25 protein-coding genes and 1 other RNA gene are annotated in these 25,767 nt (G+C 30.2%); 14 read left to right on the top strand and 12 right to left on the bottom strand.

Annotated features, from left to right (window positions below; genetic code table 11):
* Positions 1-301 precede the first annotated feature (301 nt).
* The 5 genes from AW14_RS00845 (at position 302) to AW14_RS00825 (ending at position 2,770) form a co-directional block, all read left to right on the top strand.
* The gene (locus AW14_RS00845) at positions 302-859 is read left to right on the top strand and encodes a TlpA disulfide reductase family protein (RefSeq protein WP_245617606.1); all 558 of its coding nucleotides are present in this window, start codon (positions 302-304) and stop codon (positions 857-859) included.
* A 6-nt stretch (positions 860-865) separates the two neighbouring features.
* Positions 866-1,486, top strand: a complete 621-nt coding sequence (locus tag AW14_RS00840) for a thioredoxin family protein (protein WP_044637082.1) — start codon at positions 866-868, stop codon at positions 1,484-1,486.
* 111 nt (positions 1,487-1,597) lie between these two features.
* Positions 1,598-1,915, top strand: coding sequence for a rhodanese-like domain-containing protein (locus tag AW14_RS00835; protein ID WP_044637081.1), 318 nt, complete (start codon positions 1,598-1,600; stop codon positions 1,913-1,915).
* 4 nt (positions 1,916-1,919) lie between these two features.
* The gene (locus tag AW14_RS00830) at positions 1,920-2,318 is read left to right on the top strand and encodes a rhodanese-like domain-containing protein (protein ID WP_044639433.1); all 399 of its coding nucleotides are present in this window, start codon (positions 1,920-1,922) and stop codon (positions 2,316-2,318) included.
* A 182-nt stretch (positions 2,319-2,500) separates the two neighbouring features.
* The gene (locus AW14_RS00825; protein ID WP_044637080.1) at positions 2,501-2,770 is read left to right on the top strand and encodes a hypothetical protein; all 270 of its coding nucleotides are present in this window, start codon (positions 2,501-2,503) and stop codon (positions 2,768-2,770) included.
* An 87-nt stretch (positions 2,771-2,857) separates the two neighbouring features.
* Here the strand turns inward: AW14_RS00825 and AW14_RS00820 are convergent, their stop codons facing one another.
* On the bottom strand, positions 2,858-3,217 hold the full coding sequence (locus tag AW14_RS00820; protein WP_044637079.1) for a hypothetical protein: 360 nt from the start codon (positions 3,215-3,217) through the stop codon (positions 2,858-2,860).
* A gap of 96 nt (positions 3,218-3,313) precedes the next feature.
* Positions 3,314-3,709: a transfer-messenger RNA gene (gene ssrA / locus AW14_RS14605) on the bottom strand.
* Positions 3,710-4,140: 431 nt separating this feature from the next.
* On the opposite strand from ssrA, the gene AW14_RS00815 reads away from it, so the two are divergent.
* The gene (locus AW14_RS00815) at positions 4,141-4,653 is read left to right on the top strand and encodes a hypothetical protein (protein ID WP_044637078.1); all 513 of its coding nucleotides are present in this window, start codon (positions 4,141-4,143) and stop codon (positions 4,651-4,653) included.
* A 131-nt stretch (positions 4,654-4,784) separates the two neighbouring features.
* Here the strand turns inward: AW14_RS00815 and AW14_RS00810 are convergent, their stop codons facing one another.
* Genes AW14_RS00810 through AW14_RS00800 form a run of 3 tightly spaced genes read right to left on the bottom strand, consistent with a single transcriptional unit; the run spans position 4,785 to position 6,872 of the window.
* Positions 4,785-5,642 carry a hypothetical protein gene (locus AW14_RS00810; RefSeq protein ID WP_044637077.1) on the bottom strand — a complete coding sequence of 286 codons (858 nt, stop codon included), beginning with the start codon at positions 5,640-5,642 and terminating at the stop codon, positions 4,785-4,787.
* Between the two features lie 13 nt (positions 5,643-5,655).
* Positions 5,656-6,474, bottom strand: coding sequence for a 3-deoxy-8-phosphooctulonate synthase (kdsA, locus tag AW14_RS00805; RefSeq protein ID WP_044637076.1), 819 nt, complete (start codon positions 6,472-6,474; stop codon positions 5,656-5,658).
* A gap of 38 nt (positions 6,475-6,512) precedes the next feature.
* Positions 6,513-6,872, bottom strand: coding sequence for a hypothetical protein (locus AW14_RS00800; protein WP_044637075.1), 360 nt, complete (start codon positions 6,870-6,872; stop codon positions 6,513-6,515).
* A 187-nt stretch (positions 6,873-7,059) separates the two neighbouring features.
* Here AW14_RS00800 and typA point away from each other — a divergent pair, with 187 nt between their 5' ends.
* The 5 genes from typA (at position 7,060) to AW14_RS00770 (ending at position 13,701) form a co-directional block, all read left to right on the top strand.
* Entirely contained in the window at positions 7,060-8,856 is a 1,797-nt protein-coding gene (gene typA / locus AW14_RS00795) for a translational GTPase TypA (RefSeq protein WP_044637074.1), read from the top strand.
* Between the two features lie 459 nt (positions 8,857-9,315).
* A complete protein-coding gene (locus tag AW14_RS00785) occupies positions 9,316-10,614 on the top strand; it encodes an O-antigen translocase (protein ID WP_044637072.1) in 1,299 nt (432 codons plus the stop codon).
* Between the two features lie 99 nt (positions 10,615-10,713).
* On the top strand, positions 10,714-11,814 hold the full coding sequence (locus AW14_RS00780) for a DegT/DnrJ/EryC1/StrS family aminotransferase (RefSeq protein WP_044637071.1): 1,101 nt from the start codon (positions 10,714-10,716) through the stop codon (positions 11,812-11,814).
* A gap of 3 nt (positions 11,815-11,817) precedes the next feature.
* Positions 11,818-13,296 (top strand): oligosaccharide flippase family protein, encoded by a 1,479-nt coding sequence (locus AW14_RS00775; protein ID WP_044637070.1) that lies wholly within the window; start codon positions 11,818-11,820, stop codon positions 13,294-13,296.
* Positions 13,297-13,299: 3 nt separating this feature from the next.
* Entirely contained in the window at positions 13,300-13,701 is a 402-nt protein-coding gene (locus AW14_RS00770; protein ID WP_044637069.1) for a sugar 3,4-ketoisomerase, read from the top strand.
* Here the strand turns inward: AW14_RS00770 and AW14_RS00765 are convergent.
* Positions 13,674-14,636 carry a glycosyltransferase family 2 protein gene (locus tag AW14_RS00765; RefSeq protein WP_044637068.1) on the bottom strand — a complete coding sequence of 321 codons (963 nt, stop codon included), beginning with the start codon at positions 14,634-14,636 and terminating at the stop codon, positions 13,674-13,676. The two genes, AW14_RS00770 and AW14_RS00765, sit on opposite strands and share 28 nt — an antisense overlap.
* A gap of 127 nt (positions 14,637-14,763) precedes the next feature.
* Here AW14_RS00765 and AW14_RS00760 point away from each other — a divergent pair, with 127 nt between their 5' ends.
* On the top strand, positions 14,764-15,840 hold the full coding sequence (locus AW14_RS00760) for a glycosyltransferase (RefSeq protein WP_044637067.1): 1,077 nt from the start codon (positions 14,764-14,766) through the stop codon (positions 15,838-15,840).
* Here AW14_RS00760 and AW14_RS14365 read toward each other — a convergent pair.
* Genes AW14_RS14365 through AW14_RS00735 form a run of 5 tightly spaced genes read right to left on the bottom strand, consistent with a single transcriptional unit; the run spans position 15,794 to position 19,994 of the window.
* The gene (locus AW14_RS14365) at positions 15,794-16,711 is read right to left on the bottom strand and encodes a glycosyltransferase family 2 protein (protein WP_052647402.1); all 918 of its coding nucleotides are present in this window, start codon (positions 16,709-16,711) and stop codon (positions 15,794-15,796) included. The two genes, AW14_RS00760 and AW14_RS14365, sit on opposite strands and share 47 nt — an antisense overlap.
* A complete protein-coding gene (locus tag AW14_RS00750; RefSeq protein WP_044637066.1) occupies positions 16,711-17,601 on the bottom strand; it encodes a glycosyltransferase family 2 protein in 891 nt (296 codons plus the stop codon). The genes AW14_RS14365 and AW14_RS00750 overlap by 1 nt, the downstream gene beginning before the upstream one ends.
* 2 nt (positions 17,602-17,603) lie before the next feature.
* Positions 17,604-18,575: a class I SAM-dependent methyltransferase gene (locus AW14_RS00745; RefSeq protein ID WP_044637065.1), complete on the bottom strand. Its 972-nt coding sequence runs from the start codon at positions 18,573-18,575 to the stop codon at positions 17,604-17,606.
* Entirely contained in the window at positions 18,572-19,309 is a 738-nt protein-coding gene (locus AW14_RS00740) for a class I SAM-dependent methyltransferase (protein ID WP_044637064.1), read from the bottom strand. Before AW14_RS00740 ends, AW14_RS00745 begins: the two co-directional genes overlap by 4 nt.
* A 1-nt stretch (position 19,310) precedes the next feature.
* Positions 19,311-19,994 (bottom strand): cell division ATP-binding protein FtsE, encoded by a 684-nt coding sequence (locus tag AW14_RS00735; protein ID WP_044637063.1) that lies wholly within the window; start codon positions 19,992-19,994, stop codon positions 19,311-19,313.
* A 210-nt stretch (positions 19,995-20,204) separates the two neighbouring features.
* Here AW14_RS00735 and AW14_RS00730 point away from each other — a divergent pair, with 210 nt between their 5' ends.
* Together AW14_RS00730 and AW14_RS00725 are read left to right on the top strand one after the other, a co-directional pair.
* Positions 20,205-23,228, top strand: coding sequence for a tetratricopeptide repeat protein (locus AW14_RS00730; RefSeq protein WP_044637062.1), 3,024 nt, complete (start codon positions 20,205-20,207; stop codon positions 23,226-23,228).
* 53 nt (positions 23,229-23,281) lie between these two features.
* Positions 23,282-25,009 (top strand): porin family protein, encoded by a 1,728-nt coding sequence (locus tag AW14_RS00725; RefSeq protein ID WP_044637061.1) that lies wholly within the window; start codon positions 23,282-23,284, stop codon positions 25,007-25,009.
* Between the two features lie 61 nt (positions 25,010-25,070).
* Here AW14_RS00725 and AW14_RS00720 read toward each other — a convergent pair whose 3' ends face one another.
* Entirely contained in the window at positions 25,071-25,766 is a 696-nt protein-coding gene (locus AW14_RS00720) for a class I SAM-dependent methyltransferase (RefSeq protein ID WP_044639431.1), read from the bottom strand.
* Position 25,767 lies beyond the last annotated feature (1 nt).

Raw genomic sequence — 25,767 nt, 5'->3', positions numbered from 1 at the left:
TCTGAATTTGTTCAGTTTTTGTTATTAAAAAAAAGGCTTGTCGTGAATGACAAGCCTTTTTATGATATTTTAATTTTTAAATATACAAGGTTTACTTCACGAACGTAAGTTTGAAAAGCTCCACCACCAAGTATTATTTAAAATTGTTTTCAATGTGTCTTAATTTTTTGTTGTTCAAATATAAACATGTAAATATAATTACACAATGTTTTTATTTGATTTTTATTTAAAAGATTGTTAAACTAAAGGTTAACTATAAAGTATTAATTAAATTTATAGGTAAATTGAATTTTTAATAATAATGAAAGAAATTATAATAGGAAAGATGAAGTATGCTTTATTGCTTAGTTTGTTGTTTTTAATGTATGGTTGTAAAAACGAAAACACTAAAACGGCCCTACTAGATGAAAAAAGTATTGATAATACCAGTACGACCGATTTTAATTTAGAGGTATACGACTTTGAAGGATTTAAAAAGTTTTTAAATAGAAAAGACGATACCGTATATATTTTAAACTTTTGGGCAACTTGGTGTGCGCCCTGTGTTAAAGAACTCCCTGCTTTTGAAGCGTTACTACATAAATACCAAAACGAAAATCTTGAAGTTATTCTGGTAAGTTTAGATTTTCCTAACCAATACAATACCAAGTTAATTCCTTTTATAGAGGAGCATGATTTAAAAAGTAAGATTGTAGCTTTAAATGATGTCGATATGGATACTTGGATTCCCAAAGTAAATCCCAACTGGTCGGGCTCTATTCCAGCAACACTCATTTATAAAAATAACAAACAAACGTTTTTTGAGCAATCTTTTACGTTTGAAACATTAGAAAAAGAATTGAAACATTTTATTAAATAAATTATTATGAAAAAAACATTTCAAATTATTTCAGCAGCTTGTATTGTTTTATGCATTAGTGCATTTACGGTAGCAAATAAAACAATAAATGAAGGCTACAAAATAGGCGATATCGCCGAAAATTTTTCTTTAAAAAATATCGATGGCAAAACAGTATCGCTTACAGACTATAAAAAATCTAAAGGTGTAATTGTTGTATTTACATGTAATACTTGTCCTTTTGCAGTTGCTTACGAAGATAGAATTATCGATTTAGATAAGAAATATGCTAAAAAAGGCTTTCCAGTAGTTGCCATAATGCCCAACAATACAAGCATAAAACCAGGTGATAATTTACAAGCCATGCAAGAACGTGCAGCAAGTAAAGGCTTTACTTTTCCTTATTTAATAGATGAAAGTCAGGATGTGTTTCCAAAATATGGCGCCACAAAAACACCACATGTTTTTTTATTAGAAAACACAAAAAAAGGATTTGAAGTGAAATACATTGGAGCTATCGATGATAATTATCAAGACCCAACAGCGGTTAAAACAAAGTATGTTGAAAATGCGGTTGATGCCCTTTTAGAAAGAAAACAAATAGAGCAAACAGAAACCAAGGCGATTGGTTGTTCTATAAAAGTTTAACACATTAGTTTGCGATAAAATTTTGAAAAAAATCTAAGGTGTAAACTTTAGATTTTTTTTCGTCTATAAATATTATAAATGCTAATTTTGTATCAATAAATAATAAAAACAATGGAAGATTTAACACAAGAAGAATGGGCTTCGCAATTAGCAAGCGATGATAATGCTGTAGTATTAGATGTAAGAACCGATGCTGAGGTTGCAGAGGGTATTATACCCAATGCCATTCATATAGATATTTTTAAAGGTCAAGGTTTTATTTATGCTGTAGAAGAGTTAGATAAATCTAAAAATTACTATGTGTATTGCCGTTCGGGAAATAGAAGCGGACAAGCCTGTTCTATTATGAATCAATTAGGTTTTGAAAACACGTATAATTTAGAAGGCGGCATGATGCAATGGACGGGTGATGTTGTTGAAAAAGAATAGTCCCATGCGAAATGTATTTCTAGTCATATTATGTTCTTTAAATTTCACTTTGCTTTGCTGTAAAGATCTTTCAGCGCAAGAAGGTATAATAACTGTCTCGGTAACTAAATTTGATGGCCTTTTAAAGGATAGCGATTCCATTCAACTTATAGATGTTAGAACGCCAGAAGAGTTTAACGCCTATCATTTGCCAAAAGCAAAAAATATAAATGTTATGTCTGAAACCTTTGTTAGCGATATTGAGCTTTTAGATAAAAGCAAACCTGTTTATGTTTATTGCCGTTCTGGAAAGCGAAGTTCTAAAGGGGCTCAACTAATGCATGAAGCAGGTTTTTTAGAAATTTATAATCTCGATGGTGGCATTTTAGAATGGGAAGCTCATAACCTAGCAATTGAAAAATAAACCTTAAAAAAGGTTGTTAGTCGATTGTAAAAATTATACTTTTTAATTTTAACTAATTTTTGGGCGCTTTAACTTTTTTATTCTTACATAACTAGCCTTTTTTTTATCTTTATGTAAAGTTTAATGGTTTAAGTGAAAATTAAACTTTTAAAAGGATGAATATAAACTTTTATTAAAGTCTTATGAAAAATGGTTTCGTTATTTTAGGTATTCTGGTGTTATTGTTTATGAGCATGTATGGTTATGCTTATTTATCTGTTTTTTTTGAAAAACAAAGAGAGAAAAAAAGATTAAAACTTGAATTAGAGGTCGAAAAACTTAGGCAAGAAGCCATAGAAAAACGAGAGCAAGAAAGATTAGAAAAAGTAGAGAAATTCAAGAAACGACAAGAAGAAATTCAGCATGAGTTAATGCTTCTGGCTAAACGTAAAGAACAACAAAAATCGAGTTAAATTTTATAGATAGCAAATAAACAAAGCCCAAATAAATTATTTATTTGGGCTTTGTTGTTTAAGCAATAAAAAGTTTGAAAAATTAAACTAATTAATAGTATTCGATGGGTCAGAATTTCTAAAACAGCGTTCTTTACCTAAAAAATTCGGGTCGCCATGTTTTTCAGACCAAAAGCCATCTAAAACATCGTTAGATAAACAACGGTAAACCACCACACCTTTAAACGTTGTGTCGTTTTCACCTTTATAATAGAAATTTATTACCAAGATATTGTCTTTAAAGAAACCCGTTCCAAACTGCTCTTGGGTATTATTAATTAACCATTTAGCAATAACACGTTTGTTCCTATCCAACGAAAGCGACAAAATGCCTTTGTAGTTATACGAGTCGGCATCCTGGTTGCTGCCAATTACCTTGTATGTTCCTGGTAAGTTATCTAAAGTCATTGTGTAATTTGTTAAACCTTAAAAACAGTCATATCACGATTAAATATAATTTATAAATTAAAGCCTCAATTATTTTAAAATAATTGAGGCTTATTATTGTGGAGTCGGAGAGAATCGAACTCTCGTCCAAACAAGTAACCAAAGGGCTTTCTACACGTTTATTCTTTTCTTGTGTTTTCGATTATAAACTGGTTAAAGACAACCTATTTATAACTTATCTTTTTAAGTTTCGAAAGAGCATCAAAGCGCTACTCCATCTATGTTAACATTTACGATGCCTCAAAAAAGAACGCCGTTAACCAAGGCTTTCTGGAGACATTTAGCTCGCACACCTTGTGTGCCGAGGCTTATCTTACTGTAAATTCAGATTAAGCAGCTAAAGCGTAGTTATTCTCGCCGTTTAAAGTTTGACTTAGCCTTTTACGTGTATCAAAGTCCTTACACGACGTGCTTACCGTTCAATTAATCTCGCTGTCAAAACCAGTCGACCCCATGTATTTCTGCCAAGGCAGGAATCTTATAAATTGAAAACGTAATATCTCTATTTTAGCGTTACCCTATCGGGTCAGGCTCTCGGCAGTCGCTTTTTTTGAGAAAAACAAAAAAGAGCTCCAACAATGCCTCCATCCTTAACGCGGCTGCAAAGGTATCAAAAACTTTGCAATTCAATAGAAAACTATCAACTTAACTACAAAATTTATACCAAAGCAAACCATTGGCAGTCGTTTTAATTATTAAACAAAAGGAGTTATGTAAATATCAATTTATTAAAGTTTACAGCTAACCACCAACTTTTTAATACCAATACATCTTTCAAGGTAATTAGGTTCAATGATGAATATTATAATTTTGTGTGTAATTGTTTCATTTTCAAATAAATATACCTATATTGTAAGTTAATACTAACCATAATTTAAATTAATATGAAAATTACTTGTACCATGTTGTGCTTGGCTTTATTATTTATAGGATGTAAAGAAGCACCAGACAATTCAGCTAATGAATTATTTATTAAAAATTCAGAAACAGCTTTAAAATCTATGCTAGATTGGCAGAACGAAACCCCCGATTATTCTATTTATGCCGACAATGCCATTGCTTACAACACCTATTTTGGTGCCGAGGTCGATTCTGTAATGATTCAGAGTGAAGATACCAAGATGAAAGACAAAGCATTTTTAGATAAATACGATTTCGAATTGTTAACCAATCCACCGGTGTTTTTACCAGGTGTAAACGCTGAAACAAAATTACCAGATGGTTCGGTGCGTTATTATGGTGCATGGAAAGTAACTTTACCAGCAACAGATTCAACCGAAGCCAAGTCTGGAGTGCTTAGAATTTATGAATCTTTCGATTTTGACGAAAATGGTAAAATTGCTATACAACAGGGGTATGGCGATTTTTCAGGTTTAATGATGTTTTTAAATGAGTAAACTCGTATTTATATAGAATATAAAAACACCTTTAAAAGGTGGTTTTATAATTTTTATGCGAAATTCAATAATTAAGTAAAACAAAAAGGCATTGTAAATACAATGCCTTTTAATATTTATAATAGACAGAATTAAATATTAAAAATGCCACCAAAAGCTATAACACGTTCTAAATAAGTAAAATGTTGAGAGGCACTTTCTGCAATATCACTGGTTGTTCTAATATCGGGCATGTCTATATAGCCACCTTTCAAGTCGAGTTGTAAAAAGAAATGTTTGTAAAACGTTAAATTTAATCCAGCATGAAGAGACATTCCAAAACCAGCTAAATGAAATTCGTCGTATCGCTCTTTTTGCATGAAGGTTGTATTTGTTTTTGGATATAAAATACCGCTGGCCACCCCTTCTGTGATATTAATTTGAAACTTATCGATGTTAGGTAAATTAAACAAATTTGAAATATCGTCGTATCTAGAAAACTCAGCATACACGTAATTCAATCCGTTTGTGTGTTCAAACATCAAAAAATCTTCAGAAACCATAAAATCTTGATTATTATAAGTGCCGTTATAAATGGATCCCGCTTCAGAAGCTGGTAAATTAATGTTTCCGTTTAAGGTTCTGGTTTTGTTACGTTGCATAACATATTTCATATGGTCTATTCCCAAAGAAACAGTGTATTTATTAGAGATAAAATATCCTACTTTTACGTTAGTTTGTGGTATGGTAATTCGAGTGGGGTTAATATAATCGATGTGCCAACCTTTTCGTTTGTCTCTGGCAGTAGCATCTTTAATAGTAAAATCGTAATTTTCACCCTTAAATCGTATGTTAGATTTAGAGAAATTCTCTCGGTTTCCGCCCCAGCTTACAAAAAACTTTCCTTTATTTGAGGCTGTGTATTTTGTGGTTTTTAAATCTTGTGAAAAAGTTATGGCACTAACGAAACAAGCTATTAAACAAATAGCTTTTGAAGTGTAATAATTCATTTATGGTTATAAATTAAAGAGCGTTTATTGTTTTTCTAATGGCTACTAAGTTGATAAGTAATTTTTCTAGATTATCTAAATGTAGCATATTAGCGCCATCACTTTTAGCATTGGCTGGGTCGAAATGTGTTTCTATAAATAAACCATCAACATTATTTACAATTCCAGCACGCGCAATGGTTTCTATCATATTGGGTCTGCCTCCGGTAACGCCGGTGCTTTGGTTTGGTTGTTGTAAAGAGTGGGTAACATCTAATATGGTTGGAGCGTATTGGCGCATGGTTGGAATGCCTCTAAAATCTACAATCATATCTTGATAGCCAAACATGGTGCCTCGGTCTGTAATCCAAGCTTTGTTATTGCCCGAATCTTTTACTTTTTGTACGGCATGCTTCATGGCTTCCGGACTCATAAATTGTCCTTTTTTAAGGTTTACAACTTTTCCTGTTTCGGCAGCAGCCACAACTAAATCTGTTTGGCGAACCAAAAAGGCAGGTATTTGTAAAACATCAACATATTGCGCAGCCAGTGCAGCATCCGATATTTCGTGAATATCTGTTACCGTTGGAACATCAAAAGTTTCTGAAACTTTTTTTAATATTTTAAGGGCTTTTTCGTCGCCAATTCCAGTAAAACTATCAACTCTACTGCGGTTTGCCTTTTTAAAACTTCCTTTAAAAATGTATGGAATTTCTAATTTATTAGTAATGTTAACTACTTTTTCGGCAATTCGTAGAGCCATCTCTTCGCCTTCAATAGCACAAGGGCCACAAAGCAGAAAAAAATTATTGGATTGTGTATGTTTTAACTTTGGGATATCTTGAAGATTCATTCAATTTTAATTTCAAATTTATCCCACAAAGATACGTATTAAAAGCTTCTTTTTAGACTATTTTTAATAATCCATAATGCCATTAATAAATTCCCAAAAACAAACAATCCGCCTTTAACAATAAGTCTTTTAGATTCGAATATAAAGTTTATAACATCATTAATATCTAAAAGGTAAACGAATATTAAATAAGAAGACAAACAAACAAAGGTAATGCCGAACGTAAAATTTAATGTTTTGTTAGGCTTTATTATTTGCCAAAGAAATGGAATGCCAAATAGCAGAATAGGATAGGCTGTAATACCTTCTGTTCTATTAACAAGGGTAAACCAGTACGCCGATACGATTATAAAATATAAATATGGGATTGTATTAGAATATTTATTAAGATTTTTCATTTTTCAAATGGGGATTTTGTTACTAATTTAATTTTTACAAAAGCAGGAATTAAACTTCTTTGTTGCTATTATTCAGTAATTTAACGAAATTTGATATTGAAAATTATCTTAAGATTAAATTATAACATTATATTAACTAATTAAGAAAATATGGTGTACCTTTGCACGCTTAAAATAAGGCACTATTATGGCTAAAATTAAAAACATTGCAATTATTGCACACGTTGACCACGGTAAAACGACGTTGGTTGATAAAATTATGTATCACTGTCAATTATTCAGAGAAAACGAAAATACAGGTGATTTAATTCTAGATAATAACGATTTAGAACGCGAAAGAGGAATTACTATTACTTCTAAAAACGTTTCAGTTATATACAAAGAAACTAAGATTAATATTATTGACACGCCAGGTCACGCCGATTTTGGTGGAGAAGTAGAGCGTGTACTTAATATGGCCGATGGTGTTTTATTGCTAGTAGATGCTTTTGAAGGGCCAATGCCACAAACCCGTTTCGTATTACAAAAAGCGATTGATTTAGGTTTGAAACCTTGCGTGGTAGTAAATAAAGTTGATAAAGAAAACTGTACTCCAGAAGAGGTGCACGAAAAAGTTTTCGATTTAATGTTTGAATTAGGAGCAGAAGAGTGGCAGTTAGATTTCCCTACCGTTTATGGTTCGGCTAAAAATAACTGGATGAGTGACGACTGGAGAAATCAAACAGAAAACATCGAGCCATTATTAGATATGGTTATCGAACACATACCTTCGCCTAAGTTCGACCAAGGTACAACTCAAATGTTAATTACATCATTAGACTTTTCATCATTTACAGGACGAATTGCTATTGGTCGTTTAACAAGAGGTGCTCTTAAGGTTGGACAAAACATTTCTTTAGTAAAGCGTAATGGTGCTATTGTAAAAAATAAAATTAAAGAGCTTCATATTTTTGAAGGTTTAGGTCGTGTTAAAGTAGAAGAAGTTCAAACAGGAGACATATGTGCCATTGTAGGTCTTGAAGGTTTTGAAATAGGCGATACGGTTGCCGATTTTGAAAATCCAGAAGGTTTGAAAACGATTGCTATCGATGAGCCAACCATGAGTATGTTGTTTACCATTAACGATTCTCCTTTCTTTGGTAAAGATGGAAAGTTTGTAACATCGCGCCACATAAAAGATCGTTTAACAAAAGAATTAGAAAAAAACTTAGCACTTCGTGTTAAAGAAACCGATAGTGCCGATAAATTTTTAGTTTTTGGTCGTGGTGTTTTACACTTATCTGTTTTAATTGAAACCATGCGTCGTGAAGGTTACGAATTGCAAATTGGACAGCCTCAAGTAATCATTAAAGAAATTGATGGTGTTAAATGTGAGCCTGTTGAAGAAATGACAATCGATTTACCAGAAGCCGTTAGTGGTAAAGCGGTAGAATTAGTAACACTTCGTAAAGGCGAAATGTTAAGCATGGAAGCTAAAGGTGACCGTATGGTTATTGAATTTATGGTGCCTTCAAGAGGTATTATAGGTTTGCGTAACCAGTTATTAACGGCTACTGCTGGTGAGGCGATCATGGCACACCGTTTTAAAGAATATCAACCGCTAAAAGGTGGCATTCCAGAGCGTCAAAATGGCTCTTTAGTGTCTATGGAAAAAGGTCAAGCGATTCCTTATTCTATTGATAAATTACAGGATCGTGGTAAATTCTTTGTAGATCCAGGAGAGGATATTTACGAAGGTCAGGTTATTGGGGAAAATTCAAGACAAGACGATATGACTGTAAATATTACAAAAACTAAAAAATTAAGTAACGTACGTTCTTCGGGTGCAGATGATAAAGCAAGAATTGTTCCTGCAATTAAATTCTCGTTAGAAGAAGCTTTAGAATATATTCAAAAAGATGAGTATGTAGAGGTTACACCAAATTTCTTACGTATTCGTAAAATACATTTATCAGAAACTGATAGAAAAAGAAATAAAATATAATTTTTAAATAATTTTTAAATTTTAAGAGGAACCTACACGGGTTCCTCTTTTTTTATACATTTAATAAAAAAACATAAATGACAATTTTTGAAATTTCAATAACAGAGTGGATTGGTTATTTAGCAACAACCATCGTTTTAATATCGTTTTTAATGAAAAATGTTACCCACTTGCGCATCGTTAATTCCATTGGTTGTTTGGTTTTTGTGTTTTATGCGTTTATGTTGAACCCTTTGTCAATACCTATAATTATTACAAATTCTGTAATTTTTTGTATCAATATTTATTACATATTAAAAAAATAATTTTTAATGAATTAAATTCTTACATTTTTGATTTAGGTTTGGGTTTTTAAGTAAAATGATTTTGTATATTTGACTGTTTAAGATTACTTTAGGTTTTGCAATCTAATTAATTTTGCCCTTTTCAATTTTTGAATAACCTACAACCCCATATTAATTGAAAAAATTAATAGATTATATAAACAACTACGTTTTAGTAAAAGTAACTTCTTTACAAACAGCCTCTCTTTTAACAAGATTGATAGCTGGCTTATTAACTTCAAAGGCGATTGCTTTTTTTATTGGCCCTGTAGGTTTTGCTATTATTGGGAATTTACAAAACTTTGTTAGCGCGTTTCAAACCATCTCTATTTTTGGTTCTTACAAGGCCGTTGTAAAATATATTTCAGAATTTCAAGAAGATTTGCTGGAACTAAGTAAAGTGCTGTCTACCGCCTTTTATACTGGGTTTGTGTCAACAATTTTAGTCTCATTTTTCTGTTATTTCAATGCCGATTTTCTTAATGATTTAATTTTTCCGATTTATAATGATTACTCTTATGTAATAAAAGTGTTTGCAATTGTATTGCCATTTTATGCATTAAACATGTTCTCGTTTTCTATAATGAATGGATTTTCAAAGTATAAAATTCTTATCGTAATAAATATTATTGGGCAGGTTTTAAGTGCATCTATAGCAGTATTATTAATCTATCAAAATAAAATAGATGGAGCTTTAATTGCGGTAGTTATTGCCGAATCTTTAATATTTCTAATCACCTTGGTAGGTATTATAAATAGACGCAGCTTAGTCTCGCTTATAAAAGTATCAAACTTTAGCTCTAATCTTTTAGGTAAAATGAGCTCTTACTCCATAATGGCATTATTTACTTCGGTTTTACTACCTATTTGTGCACTTGCCATAAGAATGTATATTATTGATAATGTGAGTTATAAAGATGCAGGTTTCTGGGAAGTAATGACGCGTATTTCAAAGTATTACCTCATGCTAGTTAGTTCACTAATGGCACTTTATATTTTACCTCGATTTTCTGAAATCGATGATGTTAAAGAGTTTAGGAAGGAAGTTTTTAGTTTTTATAAAACCATAATCCCCGTTTTATTAATTGGTTTCTTATTTATATATGTTTTTAGATCTTACATTGTAAGTTTTATTTTTACAGATAATTTTGAGCCTGTTGAAGGGTTATTTATTTGGCAAATACTAGGCGACTTTGTTAAAGTGCTTTCAACCGTTATTGCATACCAGTTTTTAGCAAAAAAAATGTTCTGGCATTACATACTAACCGAAGCGTTTTTAGTTGTTATTTTATATGCAACCAGTATCTACTTTATCGATTTGTTTAATAGTGTTGAAGGTGCGGTTATTGCACATTTTGTGAGCTATGTTATGTATTATTGTATTATATTGCTCATATTTAGCAGCTCGCTCTTTGGAGTTGTGAATGAAAAGTAATTGTGTTTTTTGTATTATTATGAGACAAATTAGTATCTGTTATTAATAATCTTTTATCTAAAATTAGCTATTTTTTATAATAATTTACAGGGTGATTATATGGTTGAGTTTTTAAACCTGCAAAAGATTAATTCAAAGTTTGAAGGAATTTTCAAAAATGAATTTGAGATGTTTCTAAACAATGGGAAGTATATTTTATCTGACCATGTATTAAACTTTGAAAAAGAATTTGCACATTTTTGCGGAAGTAAATATTGTATAGGAACTAGTAATGGATTAGATGCTTTACAATTAATTTTTGAAGCTTACAAGTTGTTAGGTAAATTATCGGTTGGTGATGAAGTTATTGTGCCGGCAAACACATACATAGCATCTGTTTTAGCTATTGCTAATACCGGCTTAATACCTGTATTGGTAGAGCCAGAAATTAATTCATATAATATTGATGTTAAAAAGATAACCGAAAAATTAACATTAAAAACCAAAGCAATTATGGGAGTTCATTTGTATGGACAATTATATAATGTTTCTGCTTTGAAAAATATTTGTGAAACTAATAATTTAATTCTTATAGAGGATGCAGCTCAAGCACATGGTGCAATTTTTAACGGAGAAAAATCGGGTAACCTTTCTGACGCAGCAGCTTTTAGTTTTTATCCTACCAAAAATTTAGGTGCTTTAGGTGATGCAGGCGCAGTTACAACAAATAATGAGTCGTTGGCTACTGTAATTAGTAAATTAAGAAACTATGGGAGGAAAACATCTTTTGAAAACGATTTTAAGGGTTACAATTGCAGGCTTGATGAGTTACAAGCCATGTTTTTAAGAGTTAAGCTAAAATATCTTGATGAAGAAAATGAGAAGCGAAAATCAATCGCAAAGATTTATTATGAAAACATAAAAACAAACAAAATTTTGTTGCCTGAATGCAAAGATTTTAATCAACATGTGTTTCACTTGTTTGTTGTAAGAAGTGATAGAAGAGAAGAGTTTAGAAGATATTTATTAGAAAATAGTATTGAAACTCAAATACATTACGTTACCCCAATCCATCATCAAAAGGCCTTTAAAGAATTTAGCTCTTTAAATTTACCAATAACAACTGTTCTACATCAAGAAGTTTTGAGTTTACCTTTAAACCCATCTCTAGAAGAAAGGGAAATTTCATTAGTTGTTGATTTGGTTTCTAAATTCAGATAAGATTTGAATAAGGATAAAAAATTATACCAACAAATTCTAAAAGTTACATTTCTCTTAGGGAGTGTTCAATTTTTTAATATCATTTTATCAATTATAAAATCCAAAATTACCGCATTATTAATTGGAGTAGCTGGGTTTGGAGTTTTTGGATTATTAAGCACTACATTAAATTTAATTTCGGGATTTAGTAAATTAGGAATTGATGTAAGTGCTGTAAAGGAAATAGCAGTTGCTAATAATGAATTAAAAAAAGATCGGTTATCTAATTTAATAAACACAACAATCCATTTATCTTGGGTATTGGGTGTTTTAGGGGCTTTAATTTGCTTAGTGCTCTCTAATTGGTTAAGCTTTATAACCTTTGGAAATGATAACTACACATCATATTTTATAGTAATATCGCTTGCAGTACTATTTAATCAGCTTTTAAGCGCTAATTTAGCTATTTTACAAGGTTTAAAATACATAAAAAAACTTGCGGCTGTTACTTTATTTTCAAGTTTGTTTAGTTTAATTCCAACAGTAATTATCTATTATACTATAGGAGAAAAAGGGATTCCTTGGGTTATTTTAATTACATCAATAATAGGTTTTTTAATCTCTAAATTTTTTATAAAAAAAGTAAAAATTAAAAAAACCAGGTTTTTTTTTAATCAACTTTTTAAAGATGGAAGGACAATGATTTTATTGGGGATAATTATAAGTATAGCTAATTTGTACGAGATTTTGGTTGGATATCTAATACAAATATATATTGCAAATTTTCGAAATGTTACCGAAGTTGGGCTTTACAGTGCGGGCTTTACTGTTCTAAATTCTTATGTAGTTGTTTTTCTGTACGTTTTAAGTAAAGATTATTTTCCAAGAATTTCTGAAGTTTCTAATGATAATATAGCGATAAAAAAAATGTTGAATAGTCAAGTAGCTATTGCTATTTTGTTGCTCACACCCCTTGTGGTTTTATTCATGGTGTTTAACCCTATAATAATTAAAATACTATACACAAAAGAGTTTATGCCTATACAAGGAATGATAACTTATGGTGTAATGTCTATTTTATTTAAGGTTATTTCATGGTCTTTAGGATTTATCATTTTAGCAAAAGGGAATTCAAAATTATACCTAAGTTCAGAATTAATATCTAATTCTTTACTATTTGTGTTTGTTGTTTTTGGCTATAAGTTTTTTGGTTTAACAGGTGTTGGAATAGGGTATTCATTATATCACATTATCGATTTAGTTATAATCAACTTTATAATATTTAAAAAGTATAAAATTCATTTTCATTTAAATGTTAAATTACTTTTCTATATATGTCTTGGTCAATGTTTAATAATGTTGTTTTTAATTCAGATAGAAAATAGTTTGTTAAAATATATTTTAATGTCCATAGGTATCTTGTTTTCATTAATTATTAGCATTAAAAAGATTAATAATTTTATATCTTTCAAAGAAATTATTAATAATAAATTAAAATTTTAGAATTTGGAAATTAGTAATTCAAAAATTATAAATATTCCTGGGAATGAAGATGTTAGGGGGGCTTTGTCTTTTGTTCAAAAAGATATTTTGCCATTTGATGTAAAAAGAGTTTACTATATATATAATATTCCAGAAAATGTTACTAGAGGTGGGCATGCTCATATCGAGCAAAACGAATTCTTAATAGCTTTAAAAGGAAGTTTTAATGTTGAAATATGTGATGTACACGGTAATAAAAAACTTTTTACATTAAATAAACCAAATGAAGGGTTGCTAATTCCAAAAATGATTTGGAGAGAGCTAACTAATTTTAAAGCTGACTCCATATGTTTAGTTTTAGCTTCTAATATATATATAGAAGAAGATTATATTAGGGATTATGATGGTTTCATGAATTTCAAATAGGTTTTTTTATATACTAAAACAATTTTAAGTAAAAGAGGATATTGACTTGCTAAATAATATATGATATCTCTAAATGACTTCTTTTTTATTGAATTAAAACTTTTTTTACCTAGTTTTTTTTGAGAGTTTTTCCCACAATTAAACAGTAATTGTTTGTAATGTAATTCCAAATAAGATTCATTTAATTCTTCGGGAAACTTATATTTTAATTTAAAATAATTAAATAAGTTTAACATTTGTTCACTTAAAAAGAATAATTTATCAAAAGACTTTGTATTAGAATATGATGCAGAATGGAGTCTGTAAATATGTAAAGATTCATTAATTCTTTCAAAATCACAATTCATTACCATATCAACTAAAACAGGATAATCTTCAATCGTTATTTTTTTATCAATAAAATATTCGAAGTCTACAAATTTGTACATAAGGTCTTTTCTAAAGCAAATACCAACCGGAATAACTTGACCTAATAGCATTCTTTTTTTATATTCTTTTTTTGTAGCTACAATGTTTTTTTTATTCCAAAATTTTATTAGAGCATTTTCTTCACTAATGTAGCAGTCAAATCCAGAATCTACAAAACCTAAGTTAGAATTGTTTTTCAAAACATGAGCAAGTTTCTCTAATGCAAATTCATCCTTAACAATATCATCACCATCAAAATTAAAAACAAATTCACCAGAACACCTGTCTAATGTTGTTTTGAAATTATTAAGAATGCCTAATTGTGATTTATTCTGTTGTATATTAAATAGATAAGGATGTTTTTTTGCATATTCACTTATAATTTTAAAGGTTAGGTCAGTTGAACAGTCGTCACCAACAACTATTTCATATTTAAAAGAGGTTTTTTGCTTTATTAAAGAATCTAAAGTTTCTTTAATGTATTTTTCATTATTGTAAGCAATTAGTAAAACCGAAAGTTGGTACATGAATAAATTTTTTAAATGATAAAAGAGAGCTATTAATTAGTAAAGTTATAAGCTTTTTTTAATTTTATATACATTGTAATTTTTTTAATGAAATTAAATTTTATTTAAGTAGATAGTTTTTTGAAATATGAGTAAAAAAGTGTGTATTATTTCTGATAGTCTTAGTTTTGGAGGTGCAGAAAAGGTTGCGGCAAATATGTCAATCTCATTAAGTAAAAAAGGCTATGAAATTCACATAGTGTCAATGACAGATTTTATTGATTATCAATTTGAAGGAGCGCTTTATAACTTTGGATTAGTAAAAAAATCAAATAACAAACTTCTGTCCCTTTTAAAATTTAAAAAGTATTTTTCCTTAAATAAATTTGATGTCATTATAGATCATAGAGTTAGAAATAAATATTTAAAGGAAATAGTGTTTTCTAAGTTTATTTTTAAAAATGAAACTATAATTTATTGTGTACATAATTACGATTTATCCTATTATTTTTCATTCTTAAAATTTCCTTGGGCTTCATTATTTCCGCATGTTAAAAATAGAATGTTTGTTTCGGTTTGTAATGAAATTAAAAATAAATTAGAAAATAAATTATTTTTAAAAAGCACCGTAGTTTATAATTATACCATACCTAATAAGTATAGTTCGGACAAAAAAGTATATGATTATGATTATATTATAGGGGTTGGAAGATTAACTAAAATAAAACAGTTTGATAAATTGATTAAGAATTTTTCAAAATCTCATTTGCCAAATAGTAACGTTAAGCTAGTTATTTTAGGAAGTGGAAGTGAGAAATTAAATTTAGAGTTGTTAATTTCGGAACTATCTATGGGTAAACATGTAGAGTTAATACCTTTTACTAAAAACCCAAATGAATTAATAAGTAATGCTAAAGCTTTGGTTCTTACTAGTAAAATTGAAGGTTTTCCAATGGTATTGGTGGAATCTTTATTTTTAAATACACCAGTTATTGCGTTTAATTGCAAAAGCGGGCCTAGTGAGATTATACAAAATTATATTAATGGTTTATTGGTAGATAACCAGAATGAACAGCAACTAACACTGGCGCTCAATAAATTGCTAGATAACCATTTTTACAATAATTTAGAACAAAATACTCACAAAGACTTAGATCGATTTTCTGAGGATGTAGTTACTAATAAATGGATAGATATTCTAGAAAACCAACATAAATTTTTTTAGTAAAATAAAAAGCCTTTGTAGGTAGATAAAATTTTATCCTTTTTATTAAGAATAAATTTTTTGGATTTACTTTAGCCTTATAGAATTTTACCAACTCATAATTCAGTTCCATTTTATATAAGATTACCATTCTATAATAAACATAATCAATAAATTTTGTCAAATCTTTGTTGTTTTTGTAAATCTTTAAATATGCCTCATAATTAGGTATTCTTCTTTCAAAATTAGGATTGGGTCTAGTTAGTTGTTCTTCAATACCTATTCTGTAATATATTTTTGGTTGGTTATAATAGACTAATCGATACTTGTTAAAACATCTAATATAAAAATCGTCTTCCTCACCATAATTAATGGTTTCATCAAAATATCCAACTACTTCAAATACAGTTTTTTTTATAACTAAAGAACTAGGTCCCATGATATTTTTTTGAAGGCTAAAATAGTTTTCTATTAAATTAATATTATGCTCTTCAAAATTTGTAACATTTAAAATAGGATTTGTTTTTGAATTTAAAAGTTTAACATTAGTAGCAAAAACAAAATCTTTTTTTTGTGCTTGAATCAATTTAAAGTTTGTCTCTAAATAGTCTTTCATCCATAAATCATCAGCATCCAAAAGCGCAATAAAATTTGAAAGCGCATTTTTAATTCCAGTATTTCTGCTATAACATAAACCTTTGTTTTTTTGATTTATAATTTTTATTCTAGCATCTTTAAATTCCTGTACAATTTTTAAACTACCATCTGTGCTGCCGTCATTAATAATTATAATTTCAAAATCCTCAAAAGTCTGGTTAAGTACACTATTTAAAGTATGCTTTATATATTTCTCTTTATTATATAATGGAATAATTACTGAAAAAAAAGGCATTATTTTTTTAAATTTATATAGCTAAAGTAACTTATTCTAAAGAGATTAAAAACAAATAGGGACGGGTTTTTAGAAGTTAAATTATGAGTTAAAAACTTGTTGAATAGTTTGTAAAAAAGTGATAAAAGATAGTTTAGTTTAATTTTTTCTGTTTTTTTAAAAAGTTTTAAAAAAGTAATAAACTTATAATCAATTAAATTGTTTTTGTATATGAAATTTAAATTTTCTAATGCTTTTTCCGTTTTTTTTAAATAAACTTCGTTAAGGTCTATGTCGCCATGCAAAACTGGATTGTCGATATGTAAAACAGAGGTTTTAATCACACTAATTTTGTATGCAAAAACAGTGTCCTCATGCCCGTATTGAATAATATTTTCTTCAAATTTAATTTTATTAAACAGCGTTTTTTTTATTAGCGTATTGTTGAATAGTACAGATTTATAGATGTTTTTTTTTCTATTTAAATCGGTTTGATCTTCAATATATTTGCCATATTTCCAACGTAATGTTCTGTTGACTTCTGCTTTCTCTGGATGTATTCTGCCGCCATAAATTACTTGGTTGTTGCTTTTTAAAGCCTCAACATAATTCATTATAAAATAAGAATTTGGTAAAATAGAATCCCCATCTATAAACAATAAGTTTTCAAATTTTGAAGCTTCGGCAAGTAAATTTCTGTTATTGCTTAAACCAACATTTTTTTTGTTTTCTAAAAATTTCGAATGTTGTAGCTTATTTATTTTATTGTTTTCATTGTTTATATCGGATTTAGATCCATCATCAAAACAAATAATTTCAAATTCAATATTTGCATCAAGGGCTTGTTTTTCTAATTCACTAGCTAGTGGGTAAACATTATAATTATATGTAGGGATTAGAATGGATAGCATTTTTATTTTTTCTGGTAAATTCCAAAGACAAAATTACTTGGATTGTTTTTTAAATATTCGTCCTCAAAATTATAGAGTTTGTTCAATACTAATTCTTTATCCTCAGTTAAGTATGTAAAATGATGTGCAATATCTTTAAGAACCGGCATTAAAATATTACCACCATAATTAGCTTCGTAAATTGTATTGTAATTCTTGTGAATGTTTGGTAAAATATTTGCCGATTCGATACATTCTGAGGGATCTGCGATAATCATTCTTAAAATACCAGAGCCAGAAACTTTATTTTTTAATAAATTTAAGTTGAATCTTTTTCTGTATTCTTTTGGTATTATTTTTAATGCTTGGTTAATAGCAGTTATTTGTTTTTTTGGGAATTGAAGTCTATTAGGTCCCACATATTCATCAATTATTAGAAAGCCGTTTTCTTTTAAAGAATTATTTATTTGCAGGCCTACTAAGCTTTCAATGTTTTTAAAGTGATGTAAAGAAGCTCTAAAATATACGATATCATATTTTTTTATTGGAAATTGAAAATCATTTACATTTTTTACTTTAAACTCAATATTATCTAGTTCGTTTAAGTCCGCTATTTCTTTTGCTTTTTTTAGCGGAATGTCGGAAATATCGATGCATGTAATTAATTTCAAAGCTTTGTGTTTTGCAAACTTTAGCTCGGTTTCACAATTCCCACTACCTAAAGAAAGCATACTTAAATTTTGCGCCTCATTTAAGTAGTTTTCTATTGTGAAATCTATAAAATCTAGTTTTTTATTTCCAGTAACTAATAAATTCCAACGCTCTTTTATAGATGGGATATCCCACCAATTAGAAGTTTTTATTGTATTATGATTAAAGGCTGTTTTAGCTCTTTTTAATTGATTGAAATTAAATTTTGAAGTTATAAAACTTAAACCTCTTTGGTGAAGTTTTATGTAGGTGTCAATAATGTCGTCACTCGTAATTAGTCTCATAACTTACTCGCAATTAAAACAGTTTCTGGCGAAATAAATCCATGATAGAAGTCATCTTTATTTTCATTGAAGTGTTTAATTTTAACCTTAAATAAATGTTGTGTTAATCTGTTTTTTAGGCCTTCAATTGAATAAATTCGAACATGATCGTTTTGTCCAAAATGTTTTTCGCGCTCCTTGGGGTTAACAATAGTGTCGTCTTCATAAATATCGCCTTCTTTAAAAGGGGTTTGAATAAAAACTTTACCTCCAGGTTTTAAAACTCTATAGAGTTCTTTCATAGCTTTTTTGTCGGCGGTAATATGTTCAAGTATATGATAACAGATTATATAATCAAATTTGTCATCTTCTTGATTTATGTTGGTAATGTCAAATTTGTAATCGGCTAAAAATTCATTTTCAAAATCGGTGCTAAAGTAAGTTATTTGTCCATCCTTCTTAAGAGTTCTATATAAACAGCGTGTTGGCGAAAAATGCAAAATATTGCCTTTTATCCCTTCATTGTTTATAATTTGATATAATCTTCGGGTTCTTGATAAACTTCCACAGTAGGGACAAAGCAAGTCGTATCCGTTTAAGTTTATAAAACGACTAATTTTGTGATTACAAATGTTGCATTCATGGTTTTTCCCATTAAAAAAAATGCCATAAAAACGTCTTAAAAATAATTCGTTTTCAAAGAGTAATTTTTTAGGAATAATAGATTTAGCTATGTTTTTTATGGAATTGTACATGTTACCCCTTTCTCTGCACGACTTCATAAATCTGGCTATCATCACATTTTAGTGTTTTGCTTGGGTATTTTAGCAATAAAGCATAATCGTGCGTAGCCATTAAAATGGTGTTACCGTTTTTATTAATATCTTGAAGCACCTCCATCACTTCGATACTTGTTTGTGGGTCTAAATTTCCAGTAGGTTCGTCGGCTAAAATAAGCTCAGGATTGTTAAGTAGAGCTCTGGCAATGGCAATACGTTGTTGTTCTCCACCAGATAACTCATGAGGATATTTAAAACCTTTCGTTTTCATATCTACTTTCGTTAAAACCTCTTCTACACGGCTATTCATTTCGGTTTTATCTTTCCATCCGGTAGCCTTTAAAACAAATAATAAGTTATCGTTAACGGTTCTGTCTATTAAAAGTTTAAAATCTTGAAATACAACACCCAGCTTTCGTCTTAAAAAAGGAATGTCTTTTTCTTTTAAATTTTTTAAATCGTAATCTACAATATGGCCTTCGCCTTTGGTTAAAGGTAAATCGCCATAAAGCGTTTTCATAAAACTACTTTTTCCAGTGCCTGTTTTTCCTATTAAATATACAAACTCCCCTTTGTTTATTTCAACATTAACATTAGACAGTACTAAACTATCACCTTGAAAAATGGAGGCTTCTTTTAATTCTAAAATAGGATTCGACATAAATAAAATTTAATTTTTTTTAAAGTGTTGTAAATGTAAAATATAAAAGTTGAAAGTTAAAAAATAGGAGATAAAAGTTTTTTGCTTGTTTGTAAGTGGTAGCCGGTGTATTTATAAATTTTAAGGCATGGTTTATAATTATAGCACGATTGTTGCGTTATAAAATCTATATTAAATTATCTTTGATTTTAAATTAAAAATAAATCGTTAATGACTTTAAAAAACAGTGTTTCCTTCTTGTTAGCCATAAGTTTTAGTTATCTGGTAATGGCTCAGAAATCTGCCACTTACACTAATAATTTAGTAACGTATAAAAAAGCGTTGTCGCTATATAATAATAAGCAATATCAAGCATCTCAAACCTTGTTTGCTTCCGTTAAAAAATCAACTAACGAAACCACGTTACAATCAGATTGCGCCTATTATATCGCTAATTGTGCGGTGCGTTTAAATCAGCAAAATGCCGATAAATTAGTTGAAGATTTTGTAAATGATTATCCAACAAGCACCAAGAGAAATACCGCATTTATCGATGTTGCCGATTATTATTTTGTAAACGGAAAATATGCTTATGCCAGAAAATGGTACGATAAAGTAGATGAATATGCTCTGAGCCGAAGTGAAAAGGAAAAATTCAACTTCAATAATGGGTATTCTGCTTTTTCAGCAAAGCAATACAATGATGCTAAAAAATATCTTTCTCGGGTTGAAAACTCTAAAACCTATGGGTCGCAGGCCAAATATTACATTGGTTATATGGCTTATGAAGGCGACGATTATAATAAAGCTAACCAATATTTCGACCAAGTAAGCAATCAAGAACGTTACAAAGAAAAACTATCGTATTATCAAGCCGATTTAAATTTCAAACTAGGAAATTTTGAAAAAGCAATCGATTTAGCCAAAGCTAGATTAAAAGATAGTGATGCATCAGAAGTATCGGAGCTATCTAAAATTATAGGTGAAAGTTATTTCAACTTAGAAAAATATGCCGAAGCTATTCCGTATTTACAGGCTTATAAGGGCAATCGTGGTAAATGGAATAATACCGATTTTTATCAATTGGGATACGCTTATTACAAACAAAATAATTTCGAAAAAGCCATTTCAGAATTCAATAAAATTATTGATGGAAAAAATAGCATTGCTCAAAATGCTTATTACCATTTGGGTGAAAGTTATATCGAATTAAACAAAAAACAAGAGGCTTTAAATGCCTTTAGAAATGCCTCTCAAATGGATTTCGATTTAAAAATTCAGGAAGATGCTTACTTAAATTATGCAAAAATTAGTTACGACATAGGAAATCCGTACCAGTCGGCACCACAAGTATTAACGGGCTATCTGGAAAAATACCCGAAATCGACTCATAAAAGTGAGATTGAATCCCTTTTAATTGATTCTTATATCACTTCAAAAAATTACAAAGAAGCTTTAAAACTGTTAGATGGCAAAAATAGCTACGAAAATAAAGCAGCATACCAAAAAGTGGCTTTTTACAGAGGATTAGAATTGTATAACGAAGCCGATTATCTAGAAGCTTTAAAACTTTTTGATGCTTCTTTAAAAAATGCTATCGACAATCGTTTTGTGGCTAGAGCTACGTTTTGGAAGGCAGAATCAGATTATAATCTTACCAATTTCGACGATGCTTTAGTTGGGTTTAAACAATTTCAACAACAAACAGCTTCCAACGAAACGCCAGAGTACCAGAATTTAGATTATCATTTGGCTTATACTTATTTTAAGTTGAAAAATTATGCGCCAGCAACTCAGGCATTCAATGATTTTATATCGAAAAACAAAGCAGATAAGGTGCGATTAAACGATGCATATTTGCGTTTGGGTGATGCTTATTTTGTTTCAAGCGAATATAGAAATGCCATTAAAGCATACGAGAAAGCCATTGCTTTAAATGAAATAGATTCTGATTATGCATTTTTTCAAAAAGCAATAAGCGCCGGGTATATAGGTGAAGATGCTAAGAAAATTAAAGAACTGGAACAGTTTATTTCAGAATATCAAAAATCGAAACTTCGTGATGATGCTATGTTCGAATTAGGTAATTCTTATGTAAAAGCAAACCAAATTGAAAAAGCAAATCAGGTTTATAATCGTTTAGAGTCAGAATATAAAATGAGTTCTTTTGTCCCAAAAGCCTTATTGCGTCAAGGATTAGTATATTATAATGGAAATCAAAACGAGAAAGCGCTTACCATTTTCAAAAAGGTAGCAAGTAACTATGCGGGTTCGCCTGAAGCTGTTCAGTCTGTAGCAACAGCACGTTTAATTTATATCGATTTAGGCCGTGTAAATGAGTATGCTTCTTGGGTTAAAACCTTAGATTATGTAGAAGTTACCGACGCCGATTTAGATAATGCCACTTACGAAGCCGCAGAAAAACAATATTTAGATAACAATACAGATAAAGCCATCAAGCAGTTTAATGGCTATTTAAATAGTTTTCCTAACGGAATTCATGCTTTAAATGCGCATTTTTATGTGGCGCAACTATATTTCAAAAAGGGACTTACCGAAAATGCAGCACCACATTACGAATATGTTGTAAATGCTTCTAGAAGCGAGTTTACAGAAGAATCGTTATCGCGATTAGCACAGTTTTACTTAGATTCTAAAAGTTGGAAAAAAGCCATGCCTTTACTGACGCGTTTAGAAACCGAAGCTAATTATCCGCAAAATATTGTGTTTGCTCAGTCTAATTTAATGAAAGCCAATTACCAGTTAGAAGTTTACGACACAGCTGTATTGTATGCAGAAAAAGTGCTTTCAAACGCTAAGTTAGACAATAAAATAAAGAGCGATGCCCATATAATTATAGCGCGCTCGGCTTTTAAAACAGGAAATGAAACAAAAGCAAAAGCTGCTTATGCTCAAGTTGAAACAATTGCAACGGGCGAAGTAGCTGCCGAAGCTTTATATTACAACGCATATTTTAAAAACAAAGAAGGCAAATTTGAAACATCCAACACCACGGTACAGAAATTAGCCAAAGATTTTTCTGGATATAAATATTATAGTGCTAAAGGATTGGTTTTAATGGCTAAGAATTTTTATGCTTTAAAAGATGCTTTTCAAGCGACTTATATTTTAGAAAGTGTTATCGATAATTTTAAAGAATTCGATGATGTTGTTACCGAAGCTAAAGATGTTTTAACTAAAATAAAAGCTGAAGAAGCCAAAACAAATGCCTCTATTTTACCCGATGGTAATTAGTGTAACCATGATTTAAGAAATTGAAATCTATTTAAAATTTTAAATAAAAAAATATGCGCAAGCACATAAAAAATATAATTCTAGCCGTTTTTTCTTTAAGTGTAACCTTAGTGTTTTCTCAGAAGAAACTAAACGACACCATTAATACAGGAGTCATCGATGTTGTAAAACCATATTCGCCAACCATTTCTGATGCTTTTAAAGTTAAAGAAGTACCAAGTATAGATGATGCAACAACCGACACAAAAAAGGAGGTGAAGTACAATATTTTCTCTTTTCCAGTAGCATCTACTTTTACACCTGCAAAAGGTAAGGCAGCGGTTGTAGAAAAAGAAAAACCAGATAAGTTATTCGATAATTATGCAACTTTAGGCGTTGGTACTTATAAAACAATTTTAGGAGAGGTTTATTTAAATCATGCCCTAAGCAGAAACGAAAGTGTTGGTGGTTACGTGAGTCATCATTCATCGGCGGGTGGTATTGAAGGTTTGTCTTTCGATGATAATTTTTCAGACTCTAAAATAAATTTAAACTATACAACCCGATTACGCGATTTATCTTGGAATGTCGAAGGTGGTTTTCAGCATCAAGTTTTCAATTGGTATGGGGTGCCTCAATCACAAATTACCGATGCTCAAGCAAACATAAGCGATGTAAGTCATGCGTTTTATAATGCCTATGTGGGTGGCGATATTACTTTCGAAGATACCTACATAAAAACAGCCAATGTGCTTTTTAGACGTTTTGGCGACAATCAAGGTTCTGGTGAAAACAGATTGGTTCTAAACGGTGAAGTAGATGTGCCGCTTGGAGATGAAGAAATCTCAACCAAAGTTGTTATCGATTATTTAGGTGGTAGTTTCGATACTAATTATAGTGAAACAAATGCACTAGATTATGGTAATATTAAATTAGGAATTACATCTACCTATCAGTTAAAACAAGACGATTTAACAGTTAATTTAGGGGCTTCTGTAAATTATTTAAACGATAGAGTATCTGGTAAAAGTAGTGTTTATATTTATCCTAATATTTCGGCAACTTACAGAGTTGCTAGTGATTTGGTAATTGCATATGCTGGTATTGAGGGCGATCTAATTCAGAATTCTTACTACGATTTTGCTTCAGAAAACACCTTTGTATCGCCAACTTTAGACATTATGCCAACCGATCAGGTTTATAATGCGTATGCCGGTATAAAAGGAAAGTTATCTAGCAATATGAGTTATAATATTGCCGGACATTATGTTTCAGATAAAAATAAAGCCTTGTTTATAAATAACGACATCACTAAAACATCGCAAAGTTATACCTACGGAAATTCGTTTGGAGTTGTGTATGATAACGTAGATACCTTCGGTTTTTCTGGTGAATTAAACGTTGATGTAAACCGAAATTTTAAATTGGGTTTAAAGGCTGAATATTTTAGTTATTCAACAGATTCTCAAGCCGAAGCATGGAATTTACCAGACATTACAGGGTCTTTGTTTGTAGACTATCAAATAGATACACATTGGTTTGCGGGTGCTAATTTATTTTACGTGGGAGAACGTAAAGATCAGTTTTTCTTAAACGATCCTACTATTGCTGCAACGCCATTTACCGTTACTTTAGATAGTTATTTTGATGCGAATGCACATGTTGGTTATCATATAAACGAACAGTTTTCGGTATTTGCAAAAGCTAATAATATTGCCAATCAAGGTTACCAACGTTGGCAGAATTTTCCGGTACAAAGCATTCAGTTTTTAGCGGGGGCAACTTACAAGTTCGATTTTTAATTTAGTCCATTCGATTTTATAAAAAAAGCTTCTGTTTATGCAGAAGCTTTTTTGTTGTGTATTAGCTAAGTCTTGCCAAGTAATCGAAATGCTTGCCTTCGGCAATTAATTCGCAGTTTAGTCCAACCGACTCGCAAGCAAATTCTAAATTGTTGAAATCTAAATACAACCATTTCATAGCCGTTTCTTCTTCGCCTTTATAACTAAGGAAATAATCGAGTTCGCCATAATAATTGGCGTTTGTATCAATCCAAAAACCACCATCTTCATCTTCGTACATGTATTTTATATCGGAAGAATCTATTAAAATTTGACCACCCTCATTTAAAAGCGTTTTTAAATGTTTTAAATATTTTGAAACTTGTGATAGTTCCTGAAAAATTCCAGTACCATTCATTAGCAGTAGAATTGTATCGAAGGTTTCGGTTTCGTCTAAAATATTTTTTATTTCAGCATGTAAAACACCACGGTTTTTAGCAACTTCAATGGCTCCTTTAGAAATGTCTATAGCTTTAACTTTTAACCCCTGTTTCTGTAAATATAAGCTATGGCTTCCGGCACCGCATCCAACATCTAAAACACATCCTTTTGCTAATTTTAAAGCCCTTTTTTCTAGTTTAGGCATCGATTTAAAATCACGAAATAAGTAGGGTAGTGGTAGTTCATCATCATCCGAAATGTTTGTAGAAGTAATAATATCTTCGGTGTAATTACCATAGTGGTAATCTAGTAAAGCCGTTCCAAAAAGGTCTTTCATT

It is taken from the genome of Siansivirga zeaxanthinifaciens CC-SAMT-1, from assembly GCF_000941055.1.
Classification (GTDB): domain Bacteria; phylum Bacteroidota; class Bacteroidia; order Flavobacteriales; family Flavobacteriaceae; genus Siansivirga; species Siansivirga zeaxanthinifaciens.
This window is presented reverse-complemented; position numbering and strand designations above follow the sequence as displayed.

Excerpts from the sequence above, each read along its gene's own strand:
- AW14_RS00845 (WP_245617606.1), top strand. The coding sequence starts at position 302 with ATGAAAGAAATTATAATAGGAAAGATGAAGTATGCTTTATTGCTTAGT.
- AW14_RS00840 (WP_044637082.1), top strand. The coding sequence starts at position 866 with ATGAAAAAAACATTTCAAATTATTTCAGCAGCTTGTATTGTTTTATGC.
- AW14_RS00835 (WP_044637081.1), top strand. The coding sequence starts at position 1,598 with ATGGAAGATTTAACACAAGAAGAATGGGCTTCGCAATTAGCAAGCGAT.
- AW14_RS00830 (WP_044639433.1), top strand. The coding sequence starts at position 1,920 with ATGCGAAATGTATTTCTAGTCATATTATGTTCTTTAAATTTCACTTTG.
- AW14_RS00825 (WP_044637080.1), top strand. The coding sequence starts at position 2,501 with ATGAAAAATGGTTTCGTTATTTTAGGTATTCTGGTGTTATTGTTTATG.
- AW14_RS00820 (WP_044637079.1), bottom strand. The coding sequence starts at position 3,217 with ATGACTTTAGATAACTTACCAGGAACATACAAGGTAATTGGCAGCAAC.
- AW14_RS00815 (WP_044637078.1), top strand. The coding sequence starts at position 4,141 with ATGAAAATTACTTGTACCATGTTGTGCTTGGCTTTATTATTTATAGGA.
- AW14_RS00810 (WP_044637077.1), bottom strand. The coding sequence starts at position 5,642 with ATGAATTATTACACTTCAAAAGCTATTTGTTTAATAGCTTGTTTCGTT.
- kdsA (WP_044637076.1), bottom strand. The coding sequence starts at position 6,474 with ATGAATCTTCAAGATATCCCAAAGTTAAAACATACACAATCCAATAAT.
- AW14_RS00800 (WP_044637075.1), bottom strand. The coding sequence starts at position 6,872 with ATGAAAAATCTTAATAAATATTCTAATACAATCCCATATTTATATTTT.
- typA (WP_044637074.1), top strand. The coding sequence starts at position 7,060 with ATGGCTAAAATTAAAAACATTGCAATTATTGCACACGTTGACCACGGT.
- AW14_RS00780 (WP_044637071.1), top strand. The coding sequence starts at position 10,714 with ATGGTTGAGTTTTTAAACCTGCAAAAGATTAATTCAAAGTTTGAAGGA.
- AW14_RS00765 (WP_044637068.1), bottom strand. The coding sequence starts at position 14,636 with ATGTACCAACTTTCGGTTTTACTAATTGCTTACAATAATGAAAAATAC.
- AW14_RS00760 (WP_044637067.1), top strand. The coding sequence starts at position 14,764 with ATGAGTAAAAAAGTGTGTATTATTTCTGATAGTCTTAGTTTTGGAGGT.
- AW14_RS14365 (WP_052647402.1), bottom strand. The coding sequence starts at position 16,711 with ATGCCTTTTTTTTCAGTAATTATTCCATTATATAATAAAGAGAAATAT.
- AW14_RS00750 (WP_044637066.1), bottom strand. The coding sequence starts at position 17,601 with ATGCTATCCATTCTAATCCCTACATATAATTATAATGTTTACCCACTA.
- AW14_RS00745 (WP_044637065.1), bottom strand. The coding sequence starts at position 18,575 with ATGAGACTAATTACGAGTGACGACATTATTGACACCTACATAAAACTT.
- AW14_RS00740 (WP_044637064.1), bottom strand. The coding sequence starts at position 19,309 with ATGTACAATTCCATAAAAAACATAGCTAAATCTATTATTCCTAAAAAA.
- AW14_RS00735 (WP_044637063.1), bottom strand. The coding sequence starts at position 19,994 with ATGTCGAATCCTATTTTAGAATTAAAAGAAGCCTCCATTTTTCAAGGT.
- AW14_RS00730 (WP_044637062.1), top strand. The coding sequence starts at position 20,205 with ATGACTTTAAAAAACAGTGTTTCCTTCTTGTTAGCCATAAGTTTTAGT.
- AW14_RS00725 (WP_044637061.1), top strand. The coding sequence starts at position 23,282 with ATGCGCAAGCACATAAAAAATATAATTCTAGCCGTTTTTTCTTTAAGT.
- AW14_RS00720 (WP_044639431.1), bottom strand. The coding sequence starts at position 25,766 with ATGAAAGACCTTTTTGGAACGGCTTTACTAGATTACCACTATGGTAAT.